Here is a 23,810-nt window from a genome sequence, read left to right as displayed (position 1 = left end):
ACTGGAGGTGCAGGACCTTGTATTATGTCAACCGGGAACAAATTGAGCTTCGACTAGGGGCTGTTCCCGACATTGTCGCCGGACTTCGCCAGACTTCTGCTGCCTGGAACGGCGATCTGTTGCAGGGACTAGTGCAGGAGCGCTGCCTTCATCTGGCGATTGAGACGGTAACGGACGTAGGAAGCTATATCATCGACGGATTTATTATGCGTGACGCCAGTAGCTATGAGGATATTATCGGTATCATTCATGAGGAAGGTGTACTGGATGATACCGTATTTCATTCGCTAGTAGAGCTGGTAGGCTTACGTAAACCTCTAGTACAGGAGTACTTTCATTGGGACCGGACAAGCCTTCACCCGCTTACACCAAAGCTGCCTGGGTTGCTGGAGCTTTTTGCATCTAACGTGCATGATTATTTAAATAAGGAATTGGGTCCCCAGCCCGAGGGAGTGTAAAGGCAAAAGTGACGGATAAGTATATCGTACCCGAAATGCCCACTAGGCGCATGATCATGACATTATTGAAAACCCAGGGACCTGTGGGCGTCGGAAGCTTGGCAGCTCAATTGGGCATTACCGAAATGGGAGTGCGCAGGCATCTCAAATTGATGGAGCAGGATGGTCTGATCGTGGCTACGATCGTGAGACAGGCGATGGGACGCCCGACGTTTTTATACAGTCTGAGCGAGCAGGGAAGCGAGCAGTTTCCTCGTAATTATGATCATCTGTTACTGGAACTGTTAGAGGAGCTGGATGAAGAACAGGGAATGGAAGCTGTTTACTCGCTGTTTGATGGTAGAAAACGTAAAATGATGAAGCGCTACGCCCCTCACATGGAGGGGGAGACTACACTGGCTTCACGTGTGGAAAAGCTTTCGGGCATCCAAAATGCTTCCGGATATATGGCAGAGTGGCGTGAGGAAGAGGATGGTAGCTACTCTATTGTGGAATACAATTGTCCTATCTCTCAAATTGCAGGCCGTTACCGCAAGGCTTGTGAATGCGAGCAGCAAATGTTTGAGGAGCTGCTTGATGCCGAGGTTGTTCGTGAGGATTGTTTAGCGGATGGGGGCCGCTGTTGCCTGTATCGTATCCGCTCTAAAAAAAAGTAAAACTTTTCAGGCTTGTTTTCTGTATCATGACAAGCTCTCCATGCTTATAATGCACTAACAGATGGGCATTCGCCCGGGCACAAGGGAGAGATGATGATGAAGGAGAACTGCAAAAGTTTTATCCGAGGCGCGTTGGCAGGCAGCATTGTTGGTTCGGTTGCTGCTTTGTTATTTGCCCCTAAGTCAGGTCGTGAGCTGCGTCAGAATATTACAGATCAGGCGCGCAACGTAAGTGATAAGGGACAGGAGCTAGCGGGGAAAATTTCGGACACCTCAATTGAGTATACTGACAAAATTAAGGAGACAGCCTCAGCCGTCATTCATGAAATCGGGCAATGGCGTAAAAAGGGTGAAATTGTTCCTGAAGTTAGTATTTCATCAGCGACTGTTCAAGAAGATACGGAAAAAGATGCTCTGTAACGGTTTGTAAAACGTAGGTGAAACACTGAATACAGTTTGAATTCGTGGCTTCTCCCGTTGGGGTGGAGCCTTTTTATTGATCACTTCCTCGTTTTAGGGTAATCTTTTGGGGTACCTTTTACACGAATACGACATAAGGTATGTAGCAACGGATAGCTTTCCGAGATGAAACAACTCATATTTGAACAAAAAAGGAAGCGGTGTGTACGTGCAGCAAGCGATTGCAATATTGGATTCCGGTGTAGGAGGTTTGACGGTTGTAAAAGAAGTCATGCGTCAGCTTCCGCGGGAAAAAATCATTTATTTTGGAGACACTGCGCGCACTCCGTATGGCCCCCGACCATCGGAAGAGGTTAAAAAATTTACAGAGCAAATGGTTGATTTTCTGATCCAATTTGATCCGAAAGTCATTATTATTGCTTGTAACACGGCTACTGCCGCGGCATTGGACTATATAAGCCAAAAGGTATCCATTCCGGTGATTGGAGTCATTCACCCCGGGGCTCGTGCTGCGATCAGCGCGACTGCTACCGGGCATGTCGGAGTGATTGGGACTGTCGGTACGATTCGAAGCGGAGCGTATACAGCTGCGCTCAAGCAATTGTCTCCTTATGTAGACGTGGTGAGCCATGCTTGTCCTGCGCTTGTTCCATTAGTGGAACAAGGGTTATTCCGCTCCAAGACGACATCGCAGGTTGTGGAGGAGACATTGAGACCTATTCAAACGTATCCGATTGATTGTCTGATTCTTGGTTGTACGCATTATCCTTTTTTGAAGGAAACGATTCAAGAAGTCATGGGACCTGCAGTAAAGCTCATTAGCTCGGCAGATGAAACGGCGCGTGAGACGAGCACCATTTTGTATAACAAAGGCAAGTTGGAAGCTGGGGACGAAACGCCGGTACATCAGCTTTTTTGTTCCGGCGATCCTGAATTGTTCCAGCGCATTGCCGCACAGTGGCTCGGGGAGCAAATTCGCCAAACGCCTGTCGTCTGGCAAGTCACCAATTTGGATTAACGAGACAACCGACTTTTTTTGTCATTGGACAAATGAAGTCGGTTGTTTTGCTTTTCGCTACATCAAGACACGCCGCGTCTGCATAACATGCAGTAAGGCAGATGGAAGGGGCGTAGTAAGATGAGGGAATATATCGTTCAAAAAGGAGATACATTGCACCGGGTCGCCTCGGCTTTTAAACTATCGGCGGATACTTTGATCGTAGATAATCCGTGGGCCGCCACGCAACCCTATCTGATTAGTGGTCAAGTGTTATATATTCGTCCGTCTACGGATCGTAAATACGTTATTCAGCCTGGTGAGTATGCAAGACAGATTGCCAAGCAGTTTGGTGTGGAGCTTGATGAGTTACGGCTAGCCAATCTAGGACTTGCGGAGCATGATTTTACGGAAGGAAAAACAATTGTTATTCCTGAAGACCATCAGGATCAGATTGTACGATTACGTGGAGAGTATGGATATGAAGATTTAAAGGAAGACCTAGCGGCCTTGGCCCACAGATATCCATTTATTGAAGTTGGCAGCATTGGCACCAGTGTCATGGGGAAGGATATTCCTTATGTACGTATTGGGCAGGGAACGCGTAAAATTCATGCCAATGCTTCTGTTCATGCTAATGAATGGCTGACGACGCCTTGTTTGCTGCGTTTTATAGAGCAATATGCACAAGGGATCGATAGGACTGAAGAACATGCAGGGACCTCTCAATGGGTGTATGGAGGTTCTCCGCGGGATCTGCTGGAGCATACATCCTTATGGGTGGTCCCGATGGTCAACCCGGATGGGGTAGAACTGGTGCAACAAGGTGTACTCCCAACTCATCCGTTGTATCATGACCTCGAAAAGTGGAATGAAGGACGTGCTGATTATCGCGGTTGGAAGGCCAATATTCGTGGTGTTGACCTCAACGATCAATTTCCGGCATATTGGGAAGAAGAGGTACGCAGACGCGGTAAAACAGGTCCGTCTCGACGAGACTATGCAGGACCTGCACCTTTGTCTGAACCAGAGTCCAAGGCGCTTGCCGATCTGACGGAGCGCGAACAGTTCGACATGGTGTTATCCATACACAGTCAGGGACAGGAGATCTATTGGAATTACCGGGATCTAGAGCCTAAGGAGAGCCGAGATTGGGCCTTACGGCTAGCTGCCGCAACAGGGTACCGGGCAGTAAAACTGGGTGGTAGCGATGCAGGGTACAAGGATTGGTTTATACAGCGATTTGGTAAACCAGGGTTTACCGTTGAAGTCGGTCTAGGTGTAAATCCGCTGCCCATGCGTGATTACGATGATATTGCAGCAGAAGTGGGCATGTTAATGGCAACAGTGCTGTCATGGTAAAAAATTCGGCCTACTGAAACGTATCGAATCATTTGCGCGTATTAGGAGGAACACGTTTTTTATAAGTGTTCCTCTTTACATGTCCCTTCAATGGGGTATATTTACTTAGGAGCATTGGAAATGGAGTGAACAACCTATGAAGTGGAAAAGACTACTATCTCTCCGTCAATGGTCACATGTATTTCGTCGTATGCCCCGATTGATTACTTCATCAAGGATTCCGCTGGGAGAAAAATTACTCTTTGCGGTGCCTGTGTTGCTCTATTGGGTATTACCTGATGTCATGCCGTTTATGCCCATCGACGATATTGGTGTGACGCTATTGCTTATGAATTGGTTTGTCACCCGTGCCGAACGAAAATATCCAGATGTGCTTGAAAAACAGCGTGTACGTGTTCGGTAGATAAGCTTATGAATTTCGTGATTGCGATTTTTCACGATTTTCTTTACAATAGGAATATTGCCTTTTGCTATGCTGAACATAATTGTGATCTATTGGCTCATAATGATGTTTCAGGCGCAGCTGTGCCGCCGTAGTACCTCTTTCCCTCTGGGATGGAGGCTAATTATTTGAGTTGTTGATTTTACCCGCTAGGTTGTGTGGTGTGGATATGTATCCAATGAACCACATTACATTTTATGAATATGAAGGAGATGAAGTTTGATGAACTGCAAAATTACTCGTAACGCAGCTAAAGTATTGAAACTTGAACTGGATAAGGAAGAGAACCAAGGGAAGAGCCTGCGCGTTGTTATTACTCATGCTCATGGAGATCATGCTCATTACGGGCTGGATTTGGACACGCCTAAAGAAACAGATACTGTTGTATCTACAGATAAAGGCATTGACGTCATTTTGGAAAACGGCCAGCCGCTGCTGGATGGTGTAAAAATTGATTACTTGTACTTTCCCGAAGAAGGATTTGTCATTACTAACCCTTCCCAAGGTAATCACGGCGACCACTAAGCCGGAGCTCGGAGGGATGACAGATGGCCAATGATATTCGCGTATGTGATGAATGCAATCATATCCGCTTGAAAACGATCTTGCCCAAGTTGCAAAAGATGGCACCAGATGCCGAGATCAAAATCGGCTGCAAATCGTATTGCGGTCCTTGTGGGAAACGGGCGTTTGTGTATGTGAACGGACGTTATGTGAGTGCGGCCACAGAGGATGAAGTATTGGAGAAGGCTGCGCGCTTTATCAAATAGTTCCAGTACGCAGCATTTGCAATTTTTGAATAGTTCCCCTTCTTCTGATCCATGCTAATGGATGTAGAACACTGCCCAGAAGGAGGTGTGACTCATGGCCCAATATGATTCCAATCTCGACAATCACAGCGTTGAGGCTCAAACACAAAACTCGGTGGACAGGCTGCACAATGCCGTCTCTCAAGCATTGTCACATCCGGCTGAGCAACTGATTGAACAGGCGGAGCAATCTCGTACTCATGCGGAACATGCCATACAGCAGGCGAAGGATAGCCTTGGTGACGATGCAGTAGAAGTTGCGGAGGACATGCTTGGTGAAGAGGTACAACGGCTTGAACAGGCTAAAAAAACGTTGCGTTCCTAAGCATTTGTGAATGGTTACGAGCGCAGTCGAGTCACGATCCATATAAAAAAGCACGATCCACAGCGTACAAGCTGATGGATCGTGCTTTTTTGTTATATGCAGGGCGGTTATGCGATCGGCATCCTTAAAAGAGTTCGGGGAGGATGTTATGTCAGCAACCTCCCACAGAAAGTCTATTAGATACAGAAGGAGTTACTTCTTTGTTTGTGGTTCCCATTCGCGAATAAGATCGTATGTGATAACCTGATCGGATATGTTCAATCGATTGAGGGCTTCGGTATAGCCCGGTCCGCAGGCGTTTACATCTGTAGGCTGGCCTGTATTCAGGTTGTAACAGGTCCCTTTGGAGAATGTACCGTCCTCCGATGGAATGTAGTACACTCGTCCATCGGTGAAAGCACCAGTACGCAGCACAACCATACGAGGCTTCCCGCTAAACAGATCGTTTCCCATAAAATGATATGGTTTTGTTGAAATCCCAAGTAGGTGCATGACGGAAGGAGTCAGATCCAACTGACCTGCCGGTTCCGTATACGTGCCTGCCTGGCTTCCATCCGGAAGATGCACAAGCAATGGTACCTGATTCATGATTTTCTGCATGTCGAGATCCGTAAGTGGCTTGTCTAAAAACTTCTCATACAGTGCTTTGTCTTTAATAGAATTGTCATGATCCCCATAAAACATCAGGATCGTATCATCCCACAATCCGTCTTTCTTCATCTGATCTACCAATTCACCCAGTGCTTCATCTACATAATGGACAGATTTCAGATAGTCTCCGAACATGGTACCTTCAAACTCGCCAACATCTAAATCTACCGCGTCAGGTGACAGGTTGTACGGATGATGGCTCGAGATACCGACCATATAGGCGTAGAACGGCTGCTTAACTTCGGTGGTGAGATCATTGAGCGTTTGATGGAAAAAGGATTTATCCCCCAGGGACCAACCCAGTGGCTCATCTATTTTAAAATCTTTTTTACTGTAGAACTTGTCATAGTTCATTGCCTTATACATGGTGTAACGGTTCCAGAAGCTGCTGTCGTACACGTGAAACGCATTGGGACTATACCCAGTATCCTTCAAAATGGAAGGTAACGTATCGAATTTATGGTCCGCATAACGGATAAATACGGAGCCTGTAGGGAGCGGATGCAGCGAAGCATGTGTAGAGAAGTCCGCGTCCGAAGTACGGCCCTGCGCAGTCTGGTGAAAATAATTGTTGAAATACATGCTTTCCTTCGTCAGTTTGTCAAAATTAGGCGTAATCGCTTGACCGTTGATCTGTTTGCCGATAAAAAAGTTCATGAACGCTTCAGCCTGAATGACCATCACGTTTTTGCCCTTATACTTGCCAGATAGATCATTTTTAACCTGAAGCAACTTCTGGTGCTGATTAAACCATTCCTTATCTTTATCGGATTCTGCTTGAGCCAATGTAGGCTGGGGACCAAGGTGATCCTGACCATAGCGGTAGATGTCATATCCATGAAATCCGACCAATCCGGTTACGTTGTACAAGGCCATCGACCACCAGTTGCCGACAAATATGCCAGTTGCCCATGTGGAGGTATAATATTTGATCGGCCCAAATGTTAATACATAGCCAATCAGGAAGGCCAATGCTCCTTTGGAGAAGCGAAGCAGAAATCTCTTTGTGAACGAGCTTCGGGATGCTTCTAAATAAGTATCATTCGTTGTAAGTCGACGTCGTAAGGAAGCCACAAATATGACATACGGAATGAATAGAATCCAGTCTGCAAAAAAGAAAATGTCCCACCAGTACATAAGGGATGCGATACTTCCGCCTAGAGAATCAACTTGTCCGGCTTGAAGTAAGACGGGAATCGTAATGAAATCCTGGAAATAACGATAATAAACCATGTCGGAATAAATGAGCGCGGTGAGCAACATATCGAGCACCACAAGAGCAATCAAACGTCCGCGACGTGGCAGCCATAAGGTCCAGAAGCTCACAAGTAAAAGCGAACCAATAGCGATGACATAATCCAGCGGATTCATGTCAATATTTTGGGCATGCAAGTTATAGTGAATCAGTACGAGCTTGCCGATCATAAGTACAAAAAACAGACCTAATCCAAAATATTGAGACAGCAGCATTCTGCTGAACGTGTTACCAGTGCGACTTGCACTGGACGTGCGAATAAGCAACACTTTACCCCCTCTGGCAGAAATGTTCGGCTAGTATAAACTACATATTAACGTAATGTTAAAACCGAAATGCCTTTAATTATTATAGCGCTCATCTCGCGCATTTCAATGATTAAGTAAAGAAAATACAGCACAAATCAGGCCAGAACAACGAACAGAGAGTTCGTTTCCTGGCCTAGGCTTCATCATATTTAAGGCTGCAACGGCGAAGTATCTTTGCGGCGCGGAGGCAGAGGGCCTAGATACTGATAGTATTGGCATTCGATCCGGCCGTTAAACAACTTCCGGCGTTTGTCTGCTTTACGACCCCAATAATGCTCAAATTGCTTGGTGGAGCTGATGGCAAAGAAGGACCAAGTCTTCATTTCGGCTGCCGTGCGTGCGAGTGAACGGATCAGCTTTTCCACCTCGGATTGCTCGCTCAGTCTCTCGCCATAAGGTGGGTTTGTAATCATCACACCATATTGTCCTTCGAGTCTGACTTTAGTTACAGGCATCACCTTAAGAGGGATGTCTTTAGCAAAGCCTGCTGCTTTTACAGCTGCCTCAGCAACTTGTATGGCATTTGGGTCGATATCGCTACCTGCAATTTCAAAAGGAATGTCATCGCGGGTCAAATCCATCGCCTCGTCGCGAGCCTGATCCCATAATTCTCTGCCAATGACAGGCCAGTCTTCCGAGTTAAAGGTACGTCTCAGGCCTGGCGCAATGTTCCAGGCTTGCATGGCAGCTTCGACCAACAAAGTACCGGAACCGCAGCATGGGTCATAGAATGGTCGGTCAGGGCTCCAGCGACTAAGCTGAATAAGAGCAGAAGCCATCGTTTCTTTGAGAGGCGCCTCTGTAACGAGCTTACGGTAGCCGCGTTTGTGCAGTCCTGGACCGGTCGTATCAAGTGTCAGCAACGCACGATCATTCAATAGAATGACCTCAATGACGTAACGAGGGCCATCTTCAGCAAACCAATCTGTGTGGTAGGTTTCCTTGAGCTTCTCTACAATCGCCTTCTTGACGATTCCCTGACTGGCTGGTACGCTACTAAGCTGTGATTTGTGCGAACGTCCCTCTACGGGAAATTCACCATCTACAGGAATCCAATCCTGCCAAGGCAATGCTTTGGTACCCTCGAACAGCTCGTCGAAGGTAGTTGCAGCAAATTCACCCATTTTTATAAGCACGCGGTCTGATGTGCGAAGCCACAGGTTACACCGGCATATATCCATATAATCTCCGGTAAAAACGACGCGGCCATTTTCAACGGTCAGATCTTCGTACCCGAGTTCTCTGAGTTCCCGGGCCACGACGGCTTCAAGTCCCATTGGCGCAGTTGCAATTAGTTGCAGTTGAGTCATTAAACGTATTCACTCCGTCCCCATAATCATGTAAGCTTGGTTCAATCCCTATAGTATAGGTCATTGTACTCGAAGAGACAAATCATTAAGCTGAAAAATTTACGAAGGACACCACGTCCAACCTGCGTTATGATTAAGCAAGAAGGAGAGATGAACCGTGGAAATTACACCAAATATGACGCCTGAACAATATGTAGACCAGCTGGTACAAGAGGATGAAGCACTGCGCAGTATCAGGGAGGCTATCGTTAAAGAAGGTATGCCGGAAGTATCCGTTGCCCATCCTTACGGAAAACTGTTGACCTTTCTAATTGAAGTATCTGGCGCACAGCATGTACTGGAAATCGGCGCATTAGGCGGCTACAGCGGATTATGTCTGGCCCGTGGGCTGGGAGAAAAGGGTCGCATTGTGTCACTGGAGCTGAAAGAAGCGTACGCAGCGCTGGCACATCGACATATGGAAAACAACGGCTACGGTGACCGTGTCGAATACCGTATCGGACCCGCAGCGGACAGCTTAAAGGAACTTCAGGAAGAGGGAAGAACTTTCGATTTTTTCTTCATAGATGCAGATAAGGAAAATTACCCGGTGTATCTGGAATATGCGATTGCTCTGGCGAATCCGGGTGCCATTATTGCGGGAGACAACTGTTTCCTTCGCGGACGGACGCTGAATACGGATAAGAACGGCCCTGCCGTCCAAGCCGTGAGACGGTTTAACGAGACGATAGCAACAGATCCGCGGCTGGTCAGCACGCTTTTGCCAGCTTACGATGGATTGGCGCTAGCTCGAGTTAAATAGCGTTCATTCCATATGTATAGCTATGTAAAAAAGAACCTCCTTGTCCACAGCAGCGTGAACAAGGAGGTTCTTGTCTGTTAAGGCAGGCTTGTCTTACCCTAAGATTATCTTACCTGAAATCAGGTGTAGCCTTACGATCAAAGAGCTTCATGCGTACCCAGAATATGTTAACGATTAACAGGACACCTGACATGATAAACAGTCCTTCGATGCCGATAAACCCGGATAGCACCCCGCCAATGACAGCACCCAGCATATTCCCCAGCGCCAGTGAACTCGTATTAAAGCCGAAAGAACGGCTTTCCATTCCTTCCGGTGTATACGTACGAATCAGCGCATTTACGCTTGGTAGCAGACCGCCCATAAATACACCCATGAAAAAACGGATAATGACAAGTTGCCATACTTCATTGACAAAAGCCTGCGGAATAAGCATAACCGCCGTTCCAAGCAGTGCAATGGTCAAGATCTTGTGTGCTCCTATCTTGTCACTCAGTCTTCCAAGGAGCGGTGCAGCAACCATATTGGATACACCTGTAATAGCCGTAACAAACCCGGCAATCAGCGCAATTCCTTCTGCCGATCCATACAGCTTTTGCACATACAACGGCAGCAGAGACACCGTACTGATCATGGCAAACTGGAGCAAAAACGTTACGGTGAACAAAGCCGGAAGCTGGGGCGTATGGCTTAACTCCTTTAATCCGGCAAGAACCGAAATTTGTGGTATGCGTGCAGCTTCCGTTTTGCTGAAATTTTCTTTAACCAAAAACATTGCGATAAGCGAGGCTATAAAAATTAGAGTGCCTGTAATATAAAAGATCGGTCTGAATCCGACCCAGTCAGCCAAAAATCCGCCTAGCAGAGGGCCGAGAATCGTGCCAGCCATCTGACCGGATTGCATAATTCCCATAGCGAATCCGGTTCGCTCTTTGGGAGTGGTACCCGACACTAAGGAAATCGATGCCGGATTGAAACCTGAAATCGTACCGTTCAGCAGGCGAAGCGCCAGCAGTTGCCACGGGTGGGTGACCAAACCCATACATCCGATGACCAAAGCCATACCAAAGCCTGAGCGAAGCAGCATGACTTTACGTCCATATCGGTCAGCCAGCTTCCCCCACAAAGGCTGGAACATAAATGAGGTCAAAAAGTTAGCGGCAAAAATAACTCCGGCCCATAGACCAATATCGTGCTCTCCCTTCACATGAAGGTCCTGAGCCAGATACAGGGCGAGGAACGGAGTAATCATCGTAATACCCGCATTGACCAGAAACTGACCGAACCAAAGCACAATGAGATTGATTTTCCATGTCTCCCACGTTTTCAATGTGCTTTCACTTCCTTTCTGCCCATTCTCATCCTGTTGTAAATCCTACTTATCAAAGCATAACTTCTCCCGAGCTTTAAAAAAGCCATTTCTCTAGTATAGCACACTTCATTGAAACTTTATCCAAATGTCATGGGTTTGTCATGGTTTGTTCGAGAGCTGCGGTTGTTACGACTCTTGAAAAAGGGCATAATAAAATATAGTATTTATGATTCGAACTGGAGGCTGAAGTCATGACCTACAATGATACTTTTATCCGCGCTTGCCGCAAGCAAGCTGTGGATCATATTCCCGTATGGTACATGCGGCAGGCCGGAAGGTATGACCCTGAGTATCGCAAAATTAAAGAAAAATACACGTTGCTTGAAATATGCCGCCAGCCCGAGCTGGCCGCAGAAGTGACTTTAATGCCCGTGCGCAAGCTTGGGGTAGACGCTGCAATTTTATATTCTGATATTATGAATCCGGTAGCCTCGCTAGGGGTTGATTTTGATATTGTCAAAAATATTGGTCCGGTTATTGATAATCCGATCCGGTCAGCTGCAGACGTAGACAAGTTGCGTCCGATTGATGTGGAACGCGATTTGGGTCATATTTTGGAAACGATTCGTATTTTGGACCGTGAACTGAACGTGCCATTGATTACGTTCGCTGGAGCGCCTTTTACCATTGCAAGCTATTTAATAGAAGGAAGGCCCTCTAAAGGATATATTCGCACTAAAGCCATGATGTATGGAGAGCCTGAGTTGTGGCATCGCCTGATGGATAAGCTAGGGGACATGGTTATTACATACGTGCGAGCTCATATCGCTAATGGCGGTAAGGCTTTCCAATTGTTTGATAGCTGGGTAGGTGCGCTCTCGCCTTATGATTTTCAAACTTTTGTGCTGCCGACTATCACACGTATTCTCCATGAATTATCTGATCTGGATGTACCTAAAATTTATTTCCCGGGCGTAAGCTCTGGTGAATTGCTTCCACACTTGAATGGGTTAAAAGCCGATGTGATTGGACTGGACTGGCGGGTAAGTATACCTGAAGGACGTCGTCGCTTGGGCAACGGTTTTGGTGTACAGGGAAATCTGGATCCTTATGTGCTTACTGCGCCAATCGATGTTATCAAGCAGTATGCGAAAACCATTGTAGATGAAGGCATATTGGAGCCGGGTTACATTTTCAATCTCGGTCACGGTTTATTTCCTGAAGCCTCGCTAGATAAGCTAAGAGAGCTTACGAATTATGTGCATGAGTATTCCCGTTCGGTTTTGCCAAAAAATTAATACATTAGAAATGTTAAGAGGTGGTCTACTAATGAAAACCAAAGTGGGTGTACTGGTCATGTCCTACGGGACGCCGGAGAGTCTGGATCAGGTGGAAGCCTATTATACACATATTCGTCGTGGTAATGCTCCTTCGCCGGAGCAATTAAAGGAATTAAAGGATCGTTATGAAGCTATTGTGGGCGGTGTGTTTCCGCTGCGTCAGAATACGGATCGGCAGGTTCAAAACTTGCAGGAAACCTTAAATCGTGAAAATCGCAACCCGGACATTGAATTTGTCTGTTATCAGGGACTCAAACATGCCAAACCGTTTATTGAGGACGGGGTGGAAGCCATGGTGCAAGATGGCATCCGTGCAGCGGTAGGTGTCGTGCTGGCTCCGCATTATTCTGTTATGAGTGTAGGCACTTATATTAAGCGCGCGCAGGCTAAGGCACAGGAACTGGATCTGGCCATATCATTTGTGGAGAGCTATTATCTTCATCCTAAGTTGATTAAGACGCTGACTGAGCGTGTGAACGCCAAACTGGCGCTTTTTGAAGAAGCTGGAGCCAAGCGGGATGAGGTTCGTGTTCTGTTTAGTGCGCACAGCTTGCCTGAACGGATTTTGGCTATGGGTGATCCTTATGTGGAGCAATTAATGGCGACTTCGCAGGCTGTTGCGGACAAAGCGGGAATTACCAACTGGCAGTTTACGTGGCAAAGCGCTGGTCGTACAGCCGAGCCATGGTTGGGGCCAGACATTTTGGATACCATGCACAGCCTTAATGAGGAGCAAGTGGAGTATGTGCTGGCTGCGCCAGTTGGCTTTGTTTCTGATCACTTAGAGGTGTTATACGACCTGGATATTGAAGCACAGGCGTTGGCGAAGGAATTGGATATGCGTTTTCAGCGTATTGATTCACTCAATAGTGATCCACTGTATATGGAGACGCTTAGTGATGTCATCATAGACCAATGGAAAAAGGGATGAGGACATAATGGAGCAAAAGTTACGTAATATTGTGATTGTAGGCGGAGGCTTGACCGGGCTTAGCACTGCTTTTTATACACGAAAAATGTACAAAGAAGCTGGCTACACACCTCAAATCACGCTGGTGGAGAAAGCTTCCGTGCTGGGCGGGAAAATTGAAACGCTGCATAAAGATGGTTTTGTAATTGAAAAGGGGCCAGATTCCTTTCTGGCCCGTAAAACGGCCATGATAGACCTAGCAAAAGAGCTGGAGCTGGATCATGAGCTAGTGAGCACAAATCCTGAGGCTAAAAAGACATACATTTTGCATGAAGGACAGCTTCATCCGATGCCTCCTGGCCTGGTGCTGGGGATTCCAACGGAGCTAAAACCCTTTTTGCGCAGCGGATTGATCTCTTTAGGCGGGAAAATGCGGGCTATGATGGATTTTGTCCTTCCGCCTCGCCGTGTACCGGGAGATGAGGCGTTGGGTGATTTTATTGAACGCCGACTGGGCAAAGAAGTGCTAGAGAATGTAACCGAGCCACTGTTGGCAGGGATTTATGCTGCCAACATGAAGACGCTAAGTTTGCAAGCGACCTTCCCACAATTTGCTGAGGTAGAGCAGCAATACGGAAGCCTCATTCACGGGATGATGACAGGTCGAAAACCAGCTGAAACACATACGGGGACGAAAAAAAGCGCCTTTTTGACCTTCCGTCAAGGCTTGCAAAGTTTGGTGCATGCGTTGCTGAATGATTTGTATGACTGTGATTTACGCACCGGGATTGCTGTTACCGAATTCACAAAGACCACAGAAAGTGAAGACAGCCCATATCGCGTTATGCTGGACAATGGAGAGACGCTGGAGGCGGATGATATTTTTGTAACGACTCCCAACTTTGCTGCTGCACCGCTATTGCGAGATCATGTCAATGTGGCTGCACTGGAAGCCGTTAATTACGTCTCCGTAGCAAACGTGGTCATGGCCTTTGATAAAACAGATATTGAGAACGTCTTTGACGGTTCTGGTTTTCTGGTTCCTCGCAAAGAAGGACGCAGCGTGACCGCTTGTACATGGACGTCTGCCAAGTGGCTACATACTAGCCCGGACGATAAGGTGCTGTTGCGCTGTTATGTAGGGCGAGCAGGAGCTGAAGACACTGTAGAGTTACCGGATGATGAGCTGATTGCACTGGTACGTAAGGATTTGAAAGAGATGATGGGAGTTACAGCAACTCCGCTGTTCACGGAAATTACACGTCTTCGCAATTCCATGCCTCAATATCCGGTAGGGCACCCGCAGGCTATAGCTGATTTGCGGGAAGAGTTACGCACTGCCATGCCGGGAGTATATGTTTTGGGCGCTGGCTATGATGCGATTGGTTTACCGGACTGCATCCGTCAGGCTAAGGAATGGGCCTCCCATGCCGTCAAAACTGCACAGCAGGAAGCGGTTAAGGTACAGGTGTAAATGTTCGATGATGAACCCTTCGCGATCCAGGCGAGGGGTTCTATTTATATTGAAATTTGATATACAATGGAGAAGGTGTAAAATTCGCCAGCTAATAAAGAAGTTATGCAAATGCAATAGCATAGAAGGAGTGAAGAATGTACCCTCCCAGATCACAGCGAAATGAAGGTCGCAAGAAAGCAAGAAAACCAAAAATAGGCAAGGCTTGGATCTTTACGAATCTGGTCCTACTGCTTATGATCGTAGGTCTTTTCGGTTATTATTACATATTTGAACACGACAACAGCGGCTCTCTTGGGGAAAATGCCGGGTATTCGCAAACGGAGAAGAAAATCCAAACGGAATCTGCTAGTGAAGAGAGGTCTACTCCCTCGGTCAGTGAAAGTGATACAGCCTTGTCAAATAAACAGCTGGACGAAGGCCCACATGCAGATAAGCAATTTGCTGACGATGAAACAAAGCAATCTGCTGTTTCAGACACAAGCCATCGTCCCGCGACAACGTCTGACACAAATGCTCCCGAAGGCAGCTCTTCAGGAGCAAAATTATCCTCAGGGAAAGACGGGCAGGCAGGGAACGATATGTCCAAGGATGTATATGACGGTAATCCATCCGCAGATAAGGGAGGAACGGAGGATGTAAAAAAATCAAAAACAGACGATGCAGATTCTCCGACAGTCACGCTTCACTTTGTAGGGGATGTGCAATTTTCCGGTAAAGTTGAACAGCGATTGGAGCAGAATGGGTTTGATTTTCCGTATCAATATCTCGGAAACTTGTTTCATAAAGACGATCTGACGATGGCCAATCTGGAAACGCCCGTGACAACGAATGGTGTGGGTGCGTTAAATAAAACGTATGTGTATAAATCTTCGCCCAAGGCGTTAACTGCGTTGGCTGCGGCAGGGATAGACGCAGTCAATTTGGCCAACAATCACATTTTGGATCAGGGCACAGGCGGATTACTGGATACACTGAAATATCTGGATGAAAAAGGTATTGCCCATGCTGGAGCCGGACGTAATGCCAAAGAAGCGTATGCGCCGCATTATTTTGAACGTAAAGGGATCAAAATTGCGTTGTTGGGGACTACACGTGTCATGCCTGAAGCCAACTGGAATGCGGGCGCCAAACTGCCCGGTGTAGCAGGAGCCTATGATTCGACCGCTATCGTAAAGTCCATCCGTGAGGCACGAATGCAGGCCGATCTGGTGATTGTCATTGCCCATTGGGGGAAGGAGCGCGCTACTGTACTTGAGCCCCATCAAACCGAGTTATCGCACGCTTTTATTGATGCTGGAGCTGATCTTGTCATTGGCGGTCATCCACATGTGCTTCAAGGGATGGAGCAATATAAAGGTAAATGGATCGCATACAGCACAGGCAATTTTATTTTTTCTAAATCAACGGTGCCAGCCACTTGGGATACAGCGATATTTCAGGCAACCTGTACCCGAAAAGGGGCTTGCGAAATGAAGCTGACCCCTTACCGGGCGGAGCTAGGTCAACCAATCCCATTGAAGGATACGGAGGCCAGCAAAATTTTGCAAAGAGTGGCGGCACTGTCACCGGGAAATGTCTCGATAGGGACGGATGGTACAGCAAGCGCTCAATAGAAGTTCGAAAAGAAATTTTTTATATGGGAATTGACGGAACGATCGTATGAGGGACTCCTTTGTGGATGGAGGTCATAACAAGATGAATCATTTGTGCGTGGCTCACCGCGGTTTTTCGGGGATTGCTCCCGAGAACACGATGGCAGCCTTTCGGCTTGCGTTGGAGCAACCATTTGTACACTGGATTGAGCTGGATGTACAGCTGTCAAAGGACGGTGTTCCGGTGGTAATTCATGATTTTACGCTGGAGCGAACGACGAATGGTACAGGGAGAGTAAAGGATTCGGACTGGAAGGCATTGCAACAACTTGATGCTGGTAGCTGGAAAAGTGCAGAATACCGTGGAGAAATGATCCCCTCCCTCGCACAGGTACTGGATTTATGTCGTGGCCGCGTATCGCTCAATATTGAGCTTAAAACCGCTGGTGACATGTATCCAGGACTGGAGAAAGCCGTACTCCGTGAAATTGTGGTGAGAGGGATGCAGGGAGAGGTGGTATTAACTTCTTTTGAGCGTGCCGCACTACGCCGGGCTAAGGAGCTGTCTCCTGAGATCCGTACCGGATTGATTATCGATGCGCGCCCAGATGATTTGGCAATGCAACTGGAGCAACTACAATGCACTTTTTTATCCATGGGCTATCCGCGTTTGGATCGAAACCTGATGAAAGATCTCACCGGACGCGGTATTACTGTTATGGCGTGGACGGTGGATGACCGCCGTATAATGCGAAGATTGTCCTCATTGCATCCTGAATTGATGATTTGCACTAATTGGCCGGATCGCTGGGAGCAGGTTTTTTTGCTTTCCAAGCACCGGATGTGGCACTATATACGTAAACTTATTCGTTAATCAATTGAACTACATACGCGGGAAGGGTGACGGATCGTGATGAACGTGGATATTCGTAATGTTTACTGTGTCGGACGCAATTATAAGCTGCATGCGGAGGAGCTGGGTAATGAGGTTCCCGCAGAACCGATGATATTTTTGAAGCCGTCTCATGCAGTCGTGCCGCTGGATGGCGCCACGCTGGAGCTTCCTCAGGGGCAAGGAGATATTCATTTTGAGACTGAGCTGGTTGTGGCTGTAGGACGTAAATACGAACCAGGCATGTCCGCAGATACATGTCTGAACGCATTTGCGTTCGGCATTGATTTTACCCTGCGTGATGTACAAAGTGTGCTCAAGAAAAAAGGCCATCCATGGACCGCCGCCAAAGGCTTCAAATCGTCTGCTCCCGTGACACCATTCCTGCCTTTAGAAAAATTGGACATGCTGGAGCAGCAGGATTTTTCCTTGCTCAAAAATGGACAGGAAGTGCAGCGTGGACATGTTAAGGATATGATTTTTTCTATCCAGCATATCGTTGAATATATAGCGACTCATTATGGACTGGGCGAGGGAGATATTATTTTCACAGGTACTCCAGCAGGAGTAGGGCCTGCAGCAAGTGGGGACCGCTTTGAGCTTTTCTGGGGAAGTGATCGTCAGGGAAGCTTCACCATCGCATAAATTTGTGAATGGCATCCATGAAGAGGATTAAAAAAGGGAAGTTCTTGGTGGTTGGGGAGTAAAGAGAGATTCCCGTAGATAAGCATTGTGAAGGCCGTGTCCTGTGCCAAAGCATGGGACACGGCTTTTATATAAGCGTAGAGCGTTGTACAATAGTATACAGAACGAAAAAAGAAAAACGGAGATTCATTTCAAAAGCGGGGGTATATCATGGACTGGATCATCGGATTGCTTTGTGCTGCTGTGGTGGCCGGAGCTGCATTTTATAAAAAATCCTTAACCTTATCTGGCTTTGCCGCGGCTGTACTGATGGGAACTGTATATTATGGGGCGGGTAACCTGTTCTGGTTCGGCACATTGCTCTTGTTCTTTATCACGTCGACCCTTCTGTCGAGGTTCAAAAAGGAGCGCAAGGCTGAACTGGAAAAATCGTATGCCAAAACCGGAAACCGGGATGCAGGCCAAGTATGGGCCAATGGTGGATTAGGTATGCTGTTATGCCTGGGTTATGCGATATGGCCCCATGTTACGTGGCAGCTGGCTTTTGTCGGTGTCATGGCTACGGTCACATCCGATACGTGGGCAACGGAATTTGGCAGCCTGAGTCGTAGGCCACCCCGTTCGGTGCTTAACGGGAAGGTGCTGGCACCCGGAACCTCAGGAGGAGTCTCTGTATTGGGAACGGCTGCGGCCTTGGCTGGGGGTGTACTGATCGGCATAGGTGCATGGGGCTTTGGACACGTCATAGGAACGCCGAGCTTGCCGTTATGGCTGTGGGCACTGGTTGGAGGTATATCCGGTAGCGCCGGGGCCTTTGCTGATTCCTATCTAGGTGCTACAGTGCAAATGATGCGTTCCTGCACGGTTTGCGGACGAGAAGTAGAAGTAGACTCACATTGTGGACAAACGACGGTCTATGTACGAGGCTGGCGTTGGATGAGCAATGATCGGGTGAATAGCATTAGTTCTATTTTCGGAGGATTGGTCGCTCTTGCAGGTATTTTTTTAATACTCTGAACACAGGGCTGGAGATCGTTACAAGGAATTAACTGTTATAAGAATTGACCATGTTTCAATCCTTGTATAAGGAGGTACTAAGATGGGCGATATCCACGGAGATAAATATGAAGCTATTTTGGACGCAGCTTACACCGTCTTTGGCACCAAAGGCTTTTATGAAAGCAAAATTTCCGAGATTGCAGAACAAGCGGGAGTCGCCAAAGGCACAGTATACTTGTACTTTAAAAGCAAAGAGCAGCTATTTACAGCAGTCACACGTAGAGATTGCGAGCAATACCTAGCCGAAATGCAAGGTGCATTAATTAATCGTACTTTGGGAGAAGGACTGCTGCGGATGGCGAATTTGCATCTGCACTACTATTTCAAGCGCAAGCAGCATACTAAATTATTTTTTATGACCCCCAACAGTGACCCCGATCTAATGGAGTTTATGCGGGGATTTATTCAGGACTATACTGATTTGGTCAACAATAAACTGTCGTCAGAGGGTGTACAGCAGTCCGAGTTTCATGCGAAGGCATTCATTGGTATATTGGAACGCCTAAAAATGGATATTTTATTGAATCAAGATTTCCGCGAATGTGACGTGGATCAGACGGCTGAATTAGTGGCGAACTTATTTATGCATGGCTGTAAAGCCGGGTTACAAAAATCCTGACATCTAGTTGCTAAAAAACCGTACTGACTTCGTTCAGGTAACGGTTTTTTTAATCATTGGCTGTGTCTGTGTTAAAATAAACAGGATGCATCACAAAATTGGGGAAGAGTAGGGAATCCGTATGAATATTATGACCGTTGAACATATAACGAAAAGCTATGGCGAGAAAATGTTGTTTGAGGATGCTTCCTTTGGTATGGATGAACGTGACAAAATAGGAGTTGTCGGTGTAAATGGCACCGGTAAATCAACGTTTTTACGGGTAATTTCCGGATTAGAGCCGCCAGATGATGGCAATATTGCAGTGAACAACGATGTGCGAATTCAGTATCTGGCACAAAATCCGGAGTTTGATCCCGAAATGAAGGTACTCCAGCATATTTTTCATGGCAACCAGCCTGAGATGAAAGCGGTCCGTGAATACACGGAAACCATGGAGTTGTTGGAGTTAAACCCGGGTAGCGAGGAGCTTCAAAACCGTCTATTGCGAGCAAGTCAGCAAATGGATACGTTCCAGGCATGGCAGCTAGAGAGTGAGGCCAAAAATATACTTACCCGACTGGGGATCACCCAGTTTGAGTCTCGTATGGGCGTTCTATCCGGCGGGCAGCGTAAGCGGGTGGCTTTGGCAGCGGCTTTGATCCAACCCTGCGAGCTGCTTATTCTGGACGAGCCTACAAACCATATTGATAATGAGTCTGTTGAATGGTTGGAGCAGTATTTGCAAAAAAGACGTGGTGCGTTGTTAATGATCACGCATGATCGCTATTTTCTGGATAGAGTTGCAAATGTCATGTTGGAGCTGGATCATGGTCGCCTTTTCCGTTATGAGGCTAACTATACCCGTTTTCTGGAGCTGAAGGCAGAACGCGAGGAGCGGGAAGCGTCTACGGAACAAAAAAGGAAGAACTTGTTGCGTAATGAGCTGGCATGGATTCGCCGTGGAGCAAAGGCTCGTTCCACCAAGCAGAAAGCGCGTATTGACCGATATGAGCAGCTTAGGGATCAGCAACCGGAAGCTCGTTCTGGATCTGTAGATATGTCCGTCGCCTCCACACGTCTGGGTAAAAAGATCTTGGAGATCGAGCATCTGTCCAAATCGGTAGATTCTCGTAAGCTGATACAGGATTTGAGCTACATTGCGGTTCCTGGTGATCGTGTTGGTATCCTAGGTCCTAACGGTAGTGGGAAATCCACTCTGCTCCAAATGATTGCGCAGCATATAGAACCGGATTCCGGCAACGTTGTGCTGGGACCGACGGTGAAGCTTGGCTATTTTACTCAGGAACATCAGGAAATGAACGAATCATTACGTGTCATTGAATATATTAAGGAAGAAGCCGAAGTGATTCGTACAGCAGACGGTTCGACGATTACAGCTGCACAAATGCTGGAACGTTTCCTGTTCGCACCAAGCGCGCAATGGACGGTTATTTCCAGGCTGTCTGGAGGCGAAAAACGGCGCTTGTATCTGCTTCGTGTTCTGATGTCGGCACCGAATGTGTTGTTGCTGGATGAACCAACAAATGATCTGGATATTCAGACCCTTTCCGTTTTGGAAGATTATCTGGATGAATTCCCAGGTGTGGTTTTTATTGTTTCTCATGATCGCTATTTCCTGGATCGGACAGTGGACAAAATACTGGCGTTTGAAGGGGATGGACAGGTACGAGTACATGTAGGGGACTATAGCGAGTATGCAGAATGGATCAGTAAAAATGCTCAATCTTCTGTGAATACGTCTGTCTCTACGAGTACGGCTTCCTCGAATCGCTCTTCCGTGCCTAAGTCTGCGGGTCCTTCTGATTCAGTCAAGGAGACAAGTAAAACCAAGCTTAAATTCACCTTTAAGGAACAGCGGGAATATGAGCAAATTGATGAGCTGATTGAACAAGCCGAACAGAAGTTGGCCGACATTCAGCGACAGATGGAAGAGTCTTTCAGTGATTCAGCACGACTACAGGAGCTCATGGCTGAGCAAGTGAAGGCCGAACAGCATCTGGAGCATCAAATGGAACGCTGGACCTACCTGAATGAGCTGGCCGAGCAGATTGAACAAAGTAAATCTTAATAATACAGAAGCAAGTCACCATTCAGAGTGGAGGCTTGCTTTTTTTATCGAATTATTAATATGTTTTTCATATTAAAAGTGCGTGAATTATATATTTTTAATATTAAATTACGGTGGGTATAATGGATTGCATATGGGAGGGAGGAATTGAAAATGGAATATCGTAAACTTGGAAAAAGTGGATTAATGGTAAGTGAGATCGCATTGGGAAACTGGATCACCCACGGTGCTCAAGTGGATGATACTATAGCGCAAGCCTGTGTAAACGCTGCACTAGACTCAGGGATTACCACGTTTGATACTGCTGATGTGTATTCGGATACCATGGCGGAAACGGTTTTAGGTCATTCTTTAAAGGGAATACGCCGTGAAAGTATTGAATTATGTACTAAGGTTTTTCATCCCACAGGTACCGGACAGAATGATAAAGGGCTGTCTCGCAAACATATCATGGAGGCCTGTCATGCTTCTCTTCGACGCCTGCAAACGGATTATATTGATGTATATTATGCACACCGTTTTGATCCAACCGTATCGCTTGAAGAAACTTTTTTGGCCTTATCCGACTTGGTGCGGCAAGGGAAGGTTTTGTATGTAGGAGTAAGCGAGTGGACAGCAGAGCAGATAAAGCAAGGAGCCGCTCTGGCTAAGGAATTAAAGGTCCCTTTCGTGGCAAGTCAGCCCCAATATTCCATGCTGTGGCGTGTCATTGAAGCTGAAGTGATTCCCGCTTGTGAGCAGGAAGGGATTGGGCAGGTGGTTTGGTCACCTCTGGCACAAGGTATTCTTTCTGGTAAATATGCAGCAGACAAGCCGTTACCCGAGGGATCAAGAGCTTCTACGACAGCAGGGTCACCATTTTTCGAACGTTTGGCTGGACAATGGTTACGTAAAGAAGTCCTTTTGGCAGTAAAGAAAATTCAGCCGATTGCAGAAGAATGCGGACTGACGCTACCCCAGCTTGCAGTCGCATGGGTTTTACAAAACCCGCAAGTGTCCTCAGCTATTATCGGTGCTTCCAAGCCCGAGCAGGTTAAAGAGAACGTAAAAGCGGCGGGTGTCCGTTTAGATGAGCAGGTCATGAGACAATTGGATAGCATTTTAAATGGTATTGTTGAACGTGATCCGAGAAAAACAGGTTAAGATATACGATCAAGGAGATTTACATGTCTAACTCTTCGTTACAAGCTGTTTCTTCAACCACTTCCAGAAAATGAGTCAGAACAGTTTCGTGTGTACCTGTTTTCCATGCAGCATAAAGTGGGATGGACGGAGACTCTTCTTGAAAGGAACGAAATACGACATCACTGCGTTGAAAGACAGAAACGGAAGAGGGGACAATGGAGATACCTATACCTGCCGCTACCAGTTAACGATCGTATACATTTGAACGGCTTCCTGTACGATTTGAGGCTGAAATCCGTGTTGTCCGCAAAAGTCCAGTATGAGGTTATGAAAAGAAGCTCCCATATGAGGCGGAGACAGGATAAAAAATTCGTCCGCTAAAGAACGTAAAGACAAGGTTGAATGGTGGGCTAACGGATGTGTTTGAGGAAGAACGGCCATGAGTGATTCATTGGTGTAAAGACGAGAATTGATATGTATAGATGGATCTGCACAGCGCAGGAAGCCTACATGAACTTTGCCATCGTGTATAGCTTTCAGTTGTTGGACAGATGTCATTTCAAATAACGTAAGCTTCACATCTGGAAAACGCTCTCGGAATTTCTTCAAGGCATTAACCATCAGACTACCAGAGGCTGAATCTACAAAAGCGATGGATAATTGTCCGAATTTCCCCTGACTTGCAAGCTGTGTGATCTTGATGGATCTTTCCAATTGTGCAACCACGTTTCTGGATTCTTCTAAAAATATCGCTCCTGCTGACGTAAGTCGAACTTGCCTCTTGGTTCGTTCCAAAAGCTTCACGCCAAGTTCTTCTTCAAGGCTTTGAATTTGTTGGCTCAAGGGAGGTTGGGTAATATTCAGTTTTTTCGCAGCACGGTTAAAATGCAGTTCTTCCGCTACTGCGATAAAGTAACGTAGTTTTTTCAGATCCATAGCTGTGATTTCCTTTCGCTAAGCCTTCACCGACCTA

The 23,810-nt window shown here is 46.8% G+C and carries 23 protein-coding genes and 1 pseudogene; 20 read left to right on the top strand and 4 right to left on the bottom strand.

The window, feature by feature from the left end; translation table 11 throughout:
• Positions 1-17: 17 nt before the first annotated feature.
• The 9 genes from WA407_RS05755 to WA407_RS05715 all read left to right on the top strand — a co-directional run bounded on the left by WA407_RS05755 (position 18) and on the right by WA407_RS05715 (position 5,469).
• A complete protein-coding gene (locus WA407_RS05755) occupies positions 18-458 on the top strand; it encodes a DUF86 domain-containing protein (RefSeq protein WP_023987986.1) in 441 nt (146 codons plus the stop codon).
• Between the two features lie 8 nt (positions 459-466).
• Positions 467-1,114 carry a helix-turn-helix transcriptional regulator gene (locus WA407_RS05750; protein WP_023987987.1) on the top strand — a complete coding sequence of 216 codons (648 nt, stop codon included), beginning with the start codon at positions 467-469 and terminating at the stop codon, positions 1,112-1,114.
• 96 nt (positions 1,115-1,210) lie between these two features.
• Entirely contained in the window at positions 1,211-1,534 is a 324-nt protein-coding gene (locus WA407_RS05745; protein WP_061828623.1) for a YtxH domain-containing protein, read from the top strand.
• 208 nt (positions 1,535-1,742) lie between these two features.
• Positions 1,743-2,552 (top strand): glutamate racemase, encoded by an 810-nt coding sequence (gene racE, locus WA407_RS05740; RefSeq protein ID WP_023987989.1) that lies wholly within the window; start codon positions 1,743-1,745, stop codon positions 2,550-2,552.
• 120 nt (positions 2,553-2,672) lie between these two features.
• A complete protein-coding gene (locus WA407_RS05735) occupies positions 2,673-3,893 on the top strand; it encodes a M14 family zinc carboxypeptidase (protein WP_235308016.1) in 1,221 nt (406 codons plus the stop codon).
• Between the two features lie 136 nt (positions 3,894-4,029).
• Positions 4,030-4,296, top strand: coding sequence for a hypothetical protein (locus WA407_RS05730; RefSeq protein ID WP_165175868.1), 267 nt, complete (start codon positions 4,030-4,032; stop codon positions 4,294-4,296).
• A gap of 261 nt (positions 4,297-4,557) precedes the next feature.
• Positions 4,558-4,860 (top strand): heme biosynthesis protein HemY, encoded by a 303-nt coding sequence (locus WA407_RS05725; RefSeq protein WP_013309686.1) that lies wholly within the window; start codon positions 4,558-4,560, stop codon positions 4,858-4,860.
• 23 nt (positions 4,861-4,883) lie between these two features.
• Positions 4,884-5,105, top strand: coding sequence for a DUF1450 domain-containing protein (locus WA407_RS05720; RefSeq protein ID WP_007429791.1), 222 nt, complete (start codon positions 4,884-4,886; stop codon positions 5,103-5,105).
• A gap of 94 nt (positions 5,106-5,199) precedes the next feature.
• Positions 5,200-5,469 (top strand): hypothetical protein, encoded by a 270-nt coding sequence (locus tag WA407_RS05715; RefSeq protein WP_061828621.1) that lies wholly within the window; start codon positions 5,200-5,202, stop codon positions 5,467-5,469.
• A gap of 192 nt (positions 5,470-5,661) precedes the next feature.
• Here the strand turns inward: WA407_RS05715 and WA407_RS05710 are convergent, their stop codons facing one another.
• Positions 5,662-7,644, bottom strand: coding sequence for an LTA synthase family protein (locus tag WA407_RS05710; protein WP_235308017.1), 1,983 nt, complete (start codon positions 7,642-7,644; stop codon positions 5,662-5,664).
• Positions 7,645-7,832: 188 nt separating this feature from the next.
• The gene (locus tag WA407_RS05705; protein WP_023987994.1) at positions 7,833-8,993 is read right to left on the bottom strand and encodes a THUMP domain-containing class I SAM-dependent RNA methyltransferase; all 1,161 of its coding nucleotides are present in this window, start codon (positions 8,991-8,993) and stop codon (positions 7,833-7,835) included.
• A gap of 157 nt (positions 8,994-9,150) precedes the next feature.
• Here WA407_RS05705 and WA407_RS05700 point away from each other — a divergent pair, with 157 nt between their 5' ends.
• The gene (locus tag WA407_RS05700) at positions 9,151-9,795 is read left to right on the top strand and encodes an O-methyltransferase (RefSeq protein ID WP_023987995.1); all 645 of its coding nucleotides are present in this window, start codon (positions 9,151-9,153) and stop codon (positions 9,793-9,795) included.
• Between the two features lie 109 nt (positions 9,796-9,904).
• Here the strand turns inward: WA407_RS05700 and WA407_RS05695 are convergent, their stop codons facing one another.
• A complete protein-coding gene (locus WA407_RS05695) occupies positions 9,905-11,125 on the bottom strand; it encodes an MFS transporter (RefSeq protein WP_025722314.1) in 1,221 nt (406 codons plus the stop codon).
• A 233-nt stretch (positions 11,126-11,358) separates the two neighbouring features.
• Here WA407_RS05695 and hemE point away from each other — a divergent pair, with 233 nt between their 5' ends.
• The 10 genes from hemE to WA407_RS05645 all read left to right on the top strand — a co-directional run bounded on the left by hemE (position 11,359) and on the right by WA407_RS05645 (position 22,855).
• Positions 11,359-12,405, top strand: coding sequence for a uroporphyrinogen decarboxylase (gene hemE / locus WA407_RS05690; RefSeq protein WP_336076949.1), 1,047 nt, complete (start codon positions 11,359-11,361; stop codon positions 12,403-12,405).
• A 31-nt stretch (positions 12,406-12,436) separates the two neighbouring features.
• On the top strand, positions 12,437-13,378 hold the full coding sequence (gene hemH / locus WA407_RS05685) for a ferrochelatase (RefSeq protein WP_254327832.1): 942 nt from the start codon (positions 12,437-12,439) through the stop codon (positions 13,376-13,378).
• A 7-nt stretch (positions 13,379-13,385) separates the two neighbouring features.
• A complete protein-coding gene (gene hemY, locus WA407_RS05680) occupies positions 13,386-14,831 on the top strand; it encodes a protoporphyrinogen oxidase (RefSeq protein WP_336076948.1) in 1,446 nt (481 codons plus the stop codon).
• A 137-nt stretch (positions 14,832-14,968) separates the two neighbouring features.
• Positions 14,969-16,447, top strand: coding sequence for a CapA family protein (locus WA407_RS05675; RefSeq protein ID WP_235308020.1), 1,479 nt, complete (start codon positions 14,969-14,971; stop codon positions 16,445-16,447).
• An 82-nt stretch (positions 16,448-16,529) separates the two neighbouring features.
• Positions 16,530-17,300 (top strand): glycerophosphodiester phosphodiesterase, encoded by a 771-nt coding sequence (locus WA407_RS05670; protein WP_235308021.1) that lies wholly within the window; start codon positions 16,530-16,532, stop codon positions 17,298-17,300.
• 39 nt (positions 17,301-17,339) lie between these two features.
• Positions 17,340-17,963, top strand: coding sequence for a fumarylacetoacetate hydrolase family protein (locus tag WA407_RS05665; protein ID WP_235308366.1), 624 nt, complete (start codon positions 17,340-17,342; stop codon positions 17,961-17,963).
• A 210-nt stretch (positions 17,964-18,173) separates the two neighbouring features.
• Positions 18,174-18,980, top strand: a complete 807-nt coding sequence (locus WA407_RS05660) for a DUF92 domain-containing protein (RefSeq protein WP_336076947.1) — start codon at positions 18,174-18,176, stop codon at positions 18,978-18,980.
• Between the two features lie 82 nt (positions 18,981-19,062).
• A complete protein-coding gene (locus WA407_RS05655) occupies positions 19,063-19,641 on the top strand; it encodes a TetR/AcrR family transcriptional regulator (RefSeq protein WP_336076946.1) in 579 nt (192 codons plus the stop codon).
• A gap of 121 nt (positions 19,642-19,762) precedes the next feature.
• The gene (locus WA407_RS05650) at positions 19,763-21,712 is read left to right on the top strand and encodes an ABC-F family ATP-binding cassette domain-containing protein (protein ID WP_254327838.1); all 1,950 of its coding nucleotides are present in this window, start codon (positions 19,763-19,765) and stop codon (positions 21,710-21,712) included.
• Between the two features lie 153 nt (positions 21,713-21,865).
• A complete protein-coding gene (locus WA407_RS05645) occupies positions 21,866-22,855 on the top strand; it encodes an aldo/keto reductase family protein (protein ID WP_250261804.1) in 990 nt (329 codons plus the stop codon).
• Positions 22,856-22,874: 19 nt separating this feature from the next.
• Here the strand turns inward: WA407_RS05645 and WA407_RS05640 are convergent.
• Positions 22,875-23,773, bottom strand: a pseudogene (locus WA407_RS05640) (LysR substrate-binding domain-containing protein).
• Between the last annotated feature and the right edge of the window lie 37 nt (positions 23,774-23,810).

The sequence above is a fragment of the Paenibacillus sp. 203 genome (assembly GCF_037027525.1).
GTDB classification, from domain to species: Bacteria; Bacillota; Bacilli; order Paenibacillales; family Paenibacillaceae; genus Paenibacillus; species Paenibacillus polymyxa_B.
The sequence above is the reverse complement of the archived record's forward strand: the minus strand, read 5'-3'. Positions and strand labels throughout refer to the sequence as shown.

Bases quoted from the DNA above. Each gene is read 5' to 3' on its own strand.
- WA407_RS05655 (WP_336076946.1), top strand. From the start codon at position 19,063: ATGGGCGATATCCACGGAGATAAATATGAAGCTATTTTGGACGCAGCT.
- WA407_RS05665 (WP_235308366.1), top strand. From the start codon at position 17,340: ATGAACGTGGATATTCGTAATGTTTACTGTGTCGGACGCAATTATAAG.
- WA407_RS05730 (WP_165175868.1), top strand. From the start codon at position 4,030: ATGAAGTGGAAAAGACTACTATCTCTCCGTCAATGGTCACATGTATTT.
- WA407_RS05705 (WP_023987994.1), bottom strand. From the start codon at position 8,993: ATGACTCAACTGCAACTAATTGCAACTGCGCCAATGGGACTTGAAGCC.
- WA407_RS05725 (WP_013309686.1), top strand. From the start codon at position 4,558: ATGAACTGCAAAATTACTCGTAACGCAGCTAAAGTATTGAAACTTGAA.
- WA407_RS05650 (WP_254327838.1), top strand. From the start codon at position 19,763: ATGAATATTATGACCGTTGAACATATAACGAAAAGCTATGGCGAGAAA.
- hemY (WP_336076948.1), top strand. From the start codon at position 13,386: ATGGAGCAAAAGTTACGTAATATTGTGATTGTAGGCGGAGGCTTGACC.
- WA407_RS05745 (WP_061828623.1), top strand. From the start codon at position 1,211: ATGAAGGAGAACTGCAAAAGTTTTATCCGAGGCGCGTTGGCAGGCAGC.
- WA407_RS05670 (WP_235308021.1), top strand. From the start codon at position 16,530: ATGAATCATTTGTGCGTGGCTCACCGCGGTTTTTCGGGGATTGCTCCC.
- hemH (WP_254327832.1), top strand. From the start codon at position 12,437: ATGAAAACCAAAGTGGGTGTACTGGTCATGTCCTACGGGACGCCGGAG.
- WA407_RS05645 (WP_250261804.1), top strand. From the start codon at position 21,866: ATGGAATATCGTAAACTTGGAAAAAGTGGATTAATGGTAAGTGAGATC.
- hemE (WP_336076949.1), top strand. From the start codon at position 11,359: ATGACCTACAATGATACTTTTATCCGCGCTTGCCGCAAGCAAGCTGTG.
- WA407_RS05715 (WP_061828621.1), top strand. From the start codon at position 5,200: ATGGCCCAATATGATTCCAATCTCGACAATCACAGCGTTGAGGCTCAA.
- WA407_RS05675 (WP_235308020.1), top strand. From the start codon at position 14,969: ATGTACCCTCCCAGATCACAGCGAAATGAAGGTCGCAAGAAAGCAAGA.
- WA407_RS05720 (WP_007429791.1), top strand. From the start codon at position 4,884: ATGGCCAATGATATTCGCGTATGTGATGAATGCAATCATATCCGCTTG.
- WA407_RS05735 (WP_235308016.1), top strand. From the start codon at position 2,673: ATGAGGGAATATATCGTTCAAAAAGGAGATACATTGCACCGGGTCGCC.
- WA407_RS05660 (WP_336076947.1), top strand. From the start codon at position 18,174: ATGGACTGGATCATCGGATTGCTTTGTGCTGCTGTGGTGGCCGGAGCT.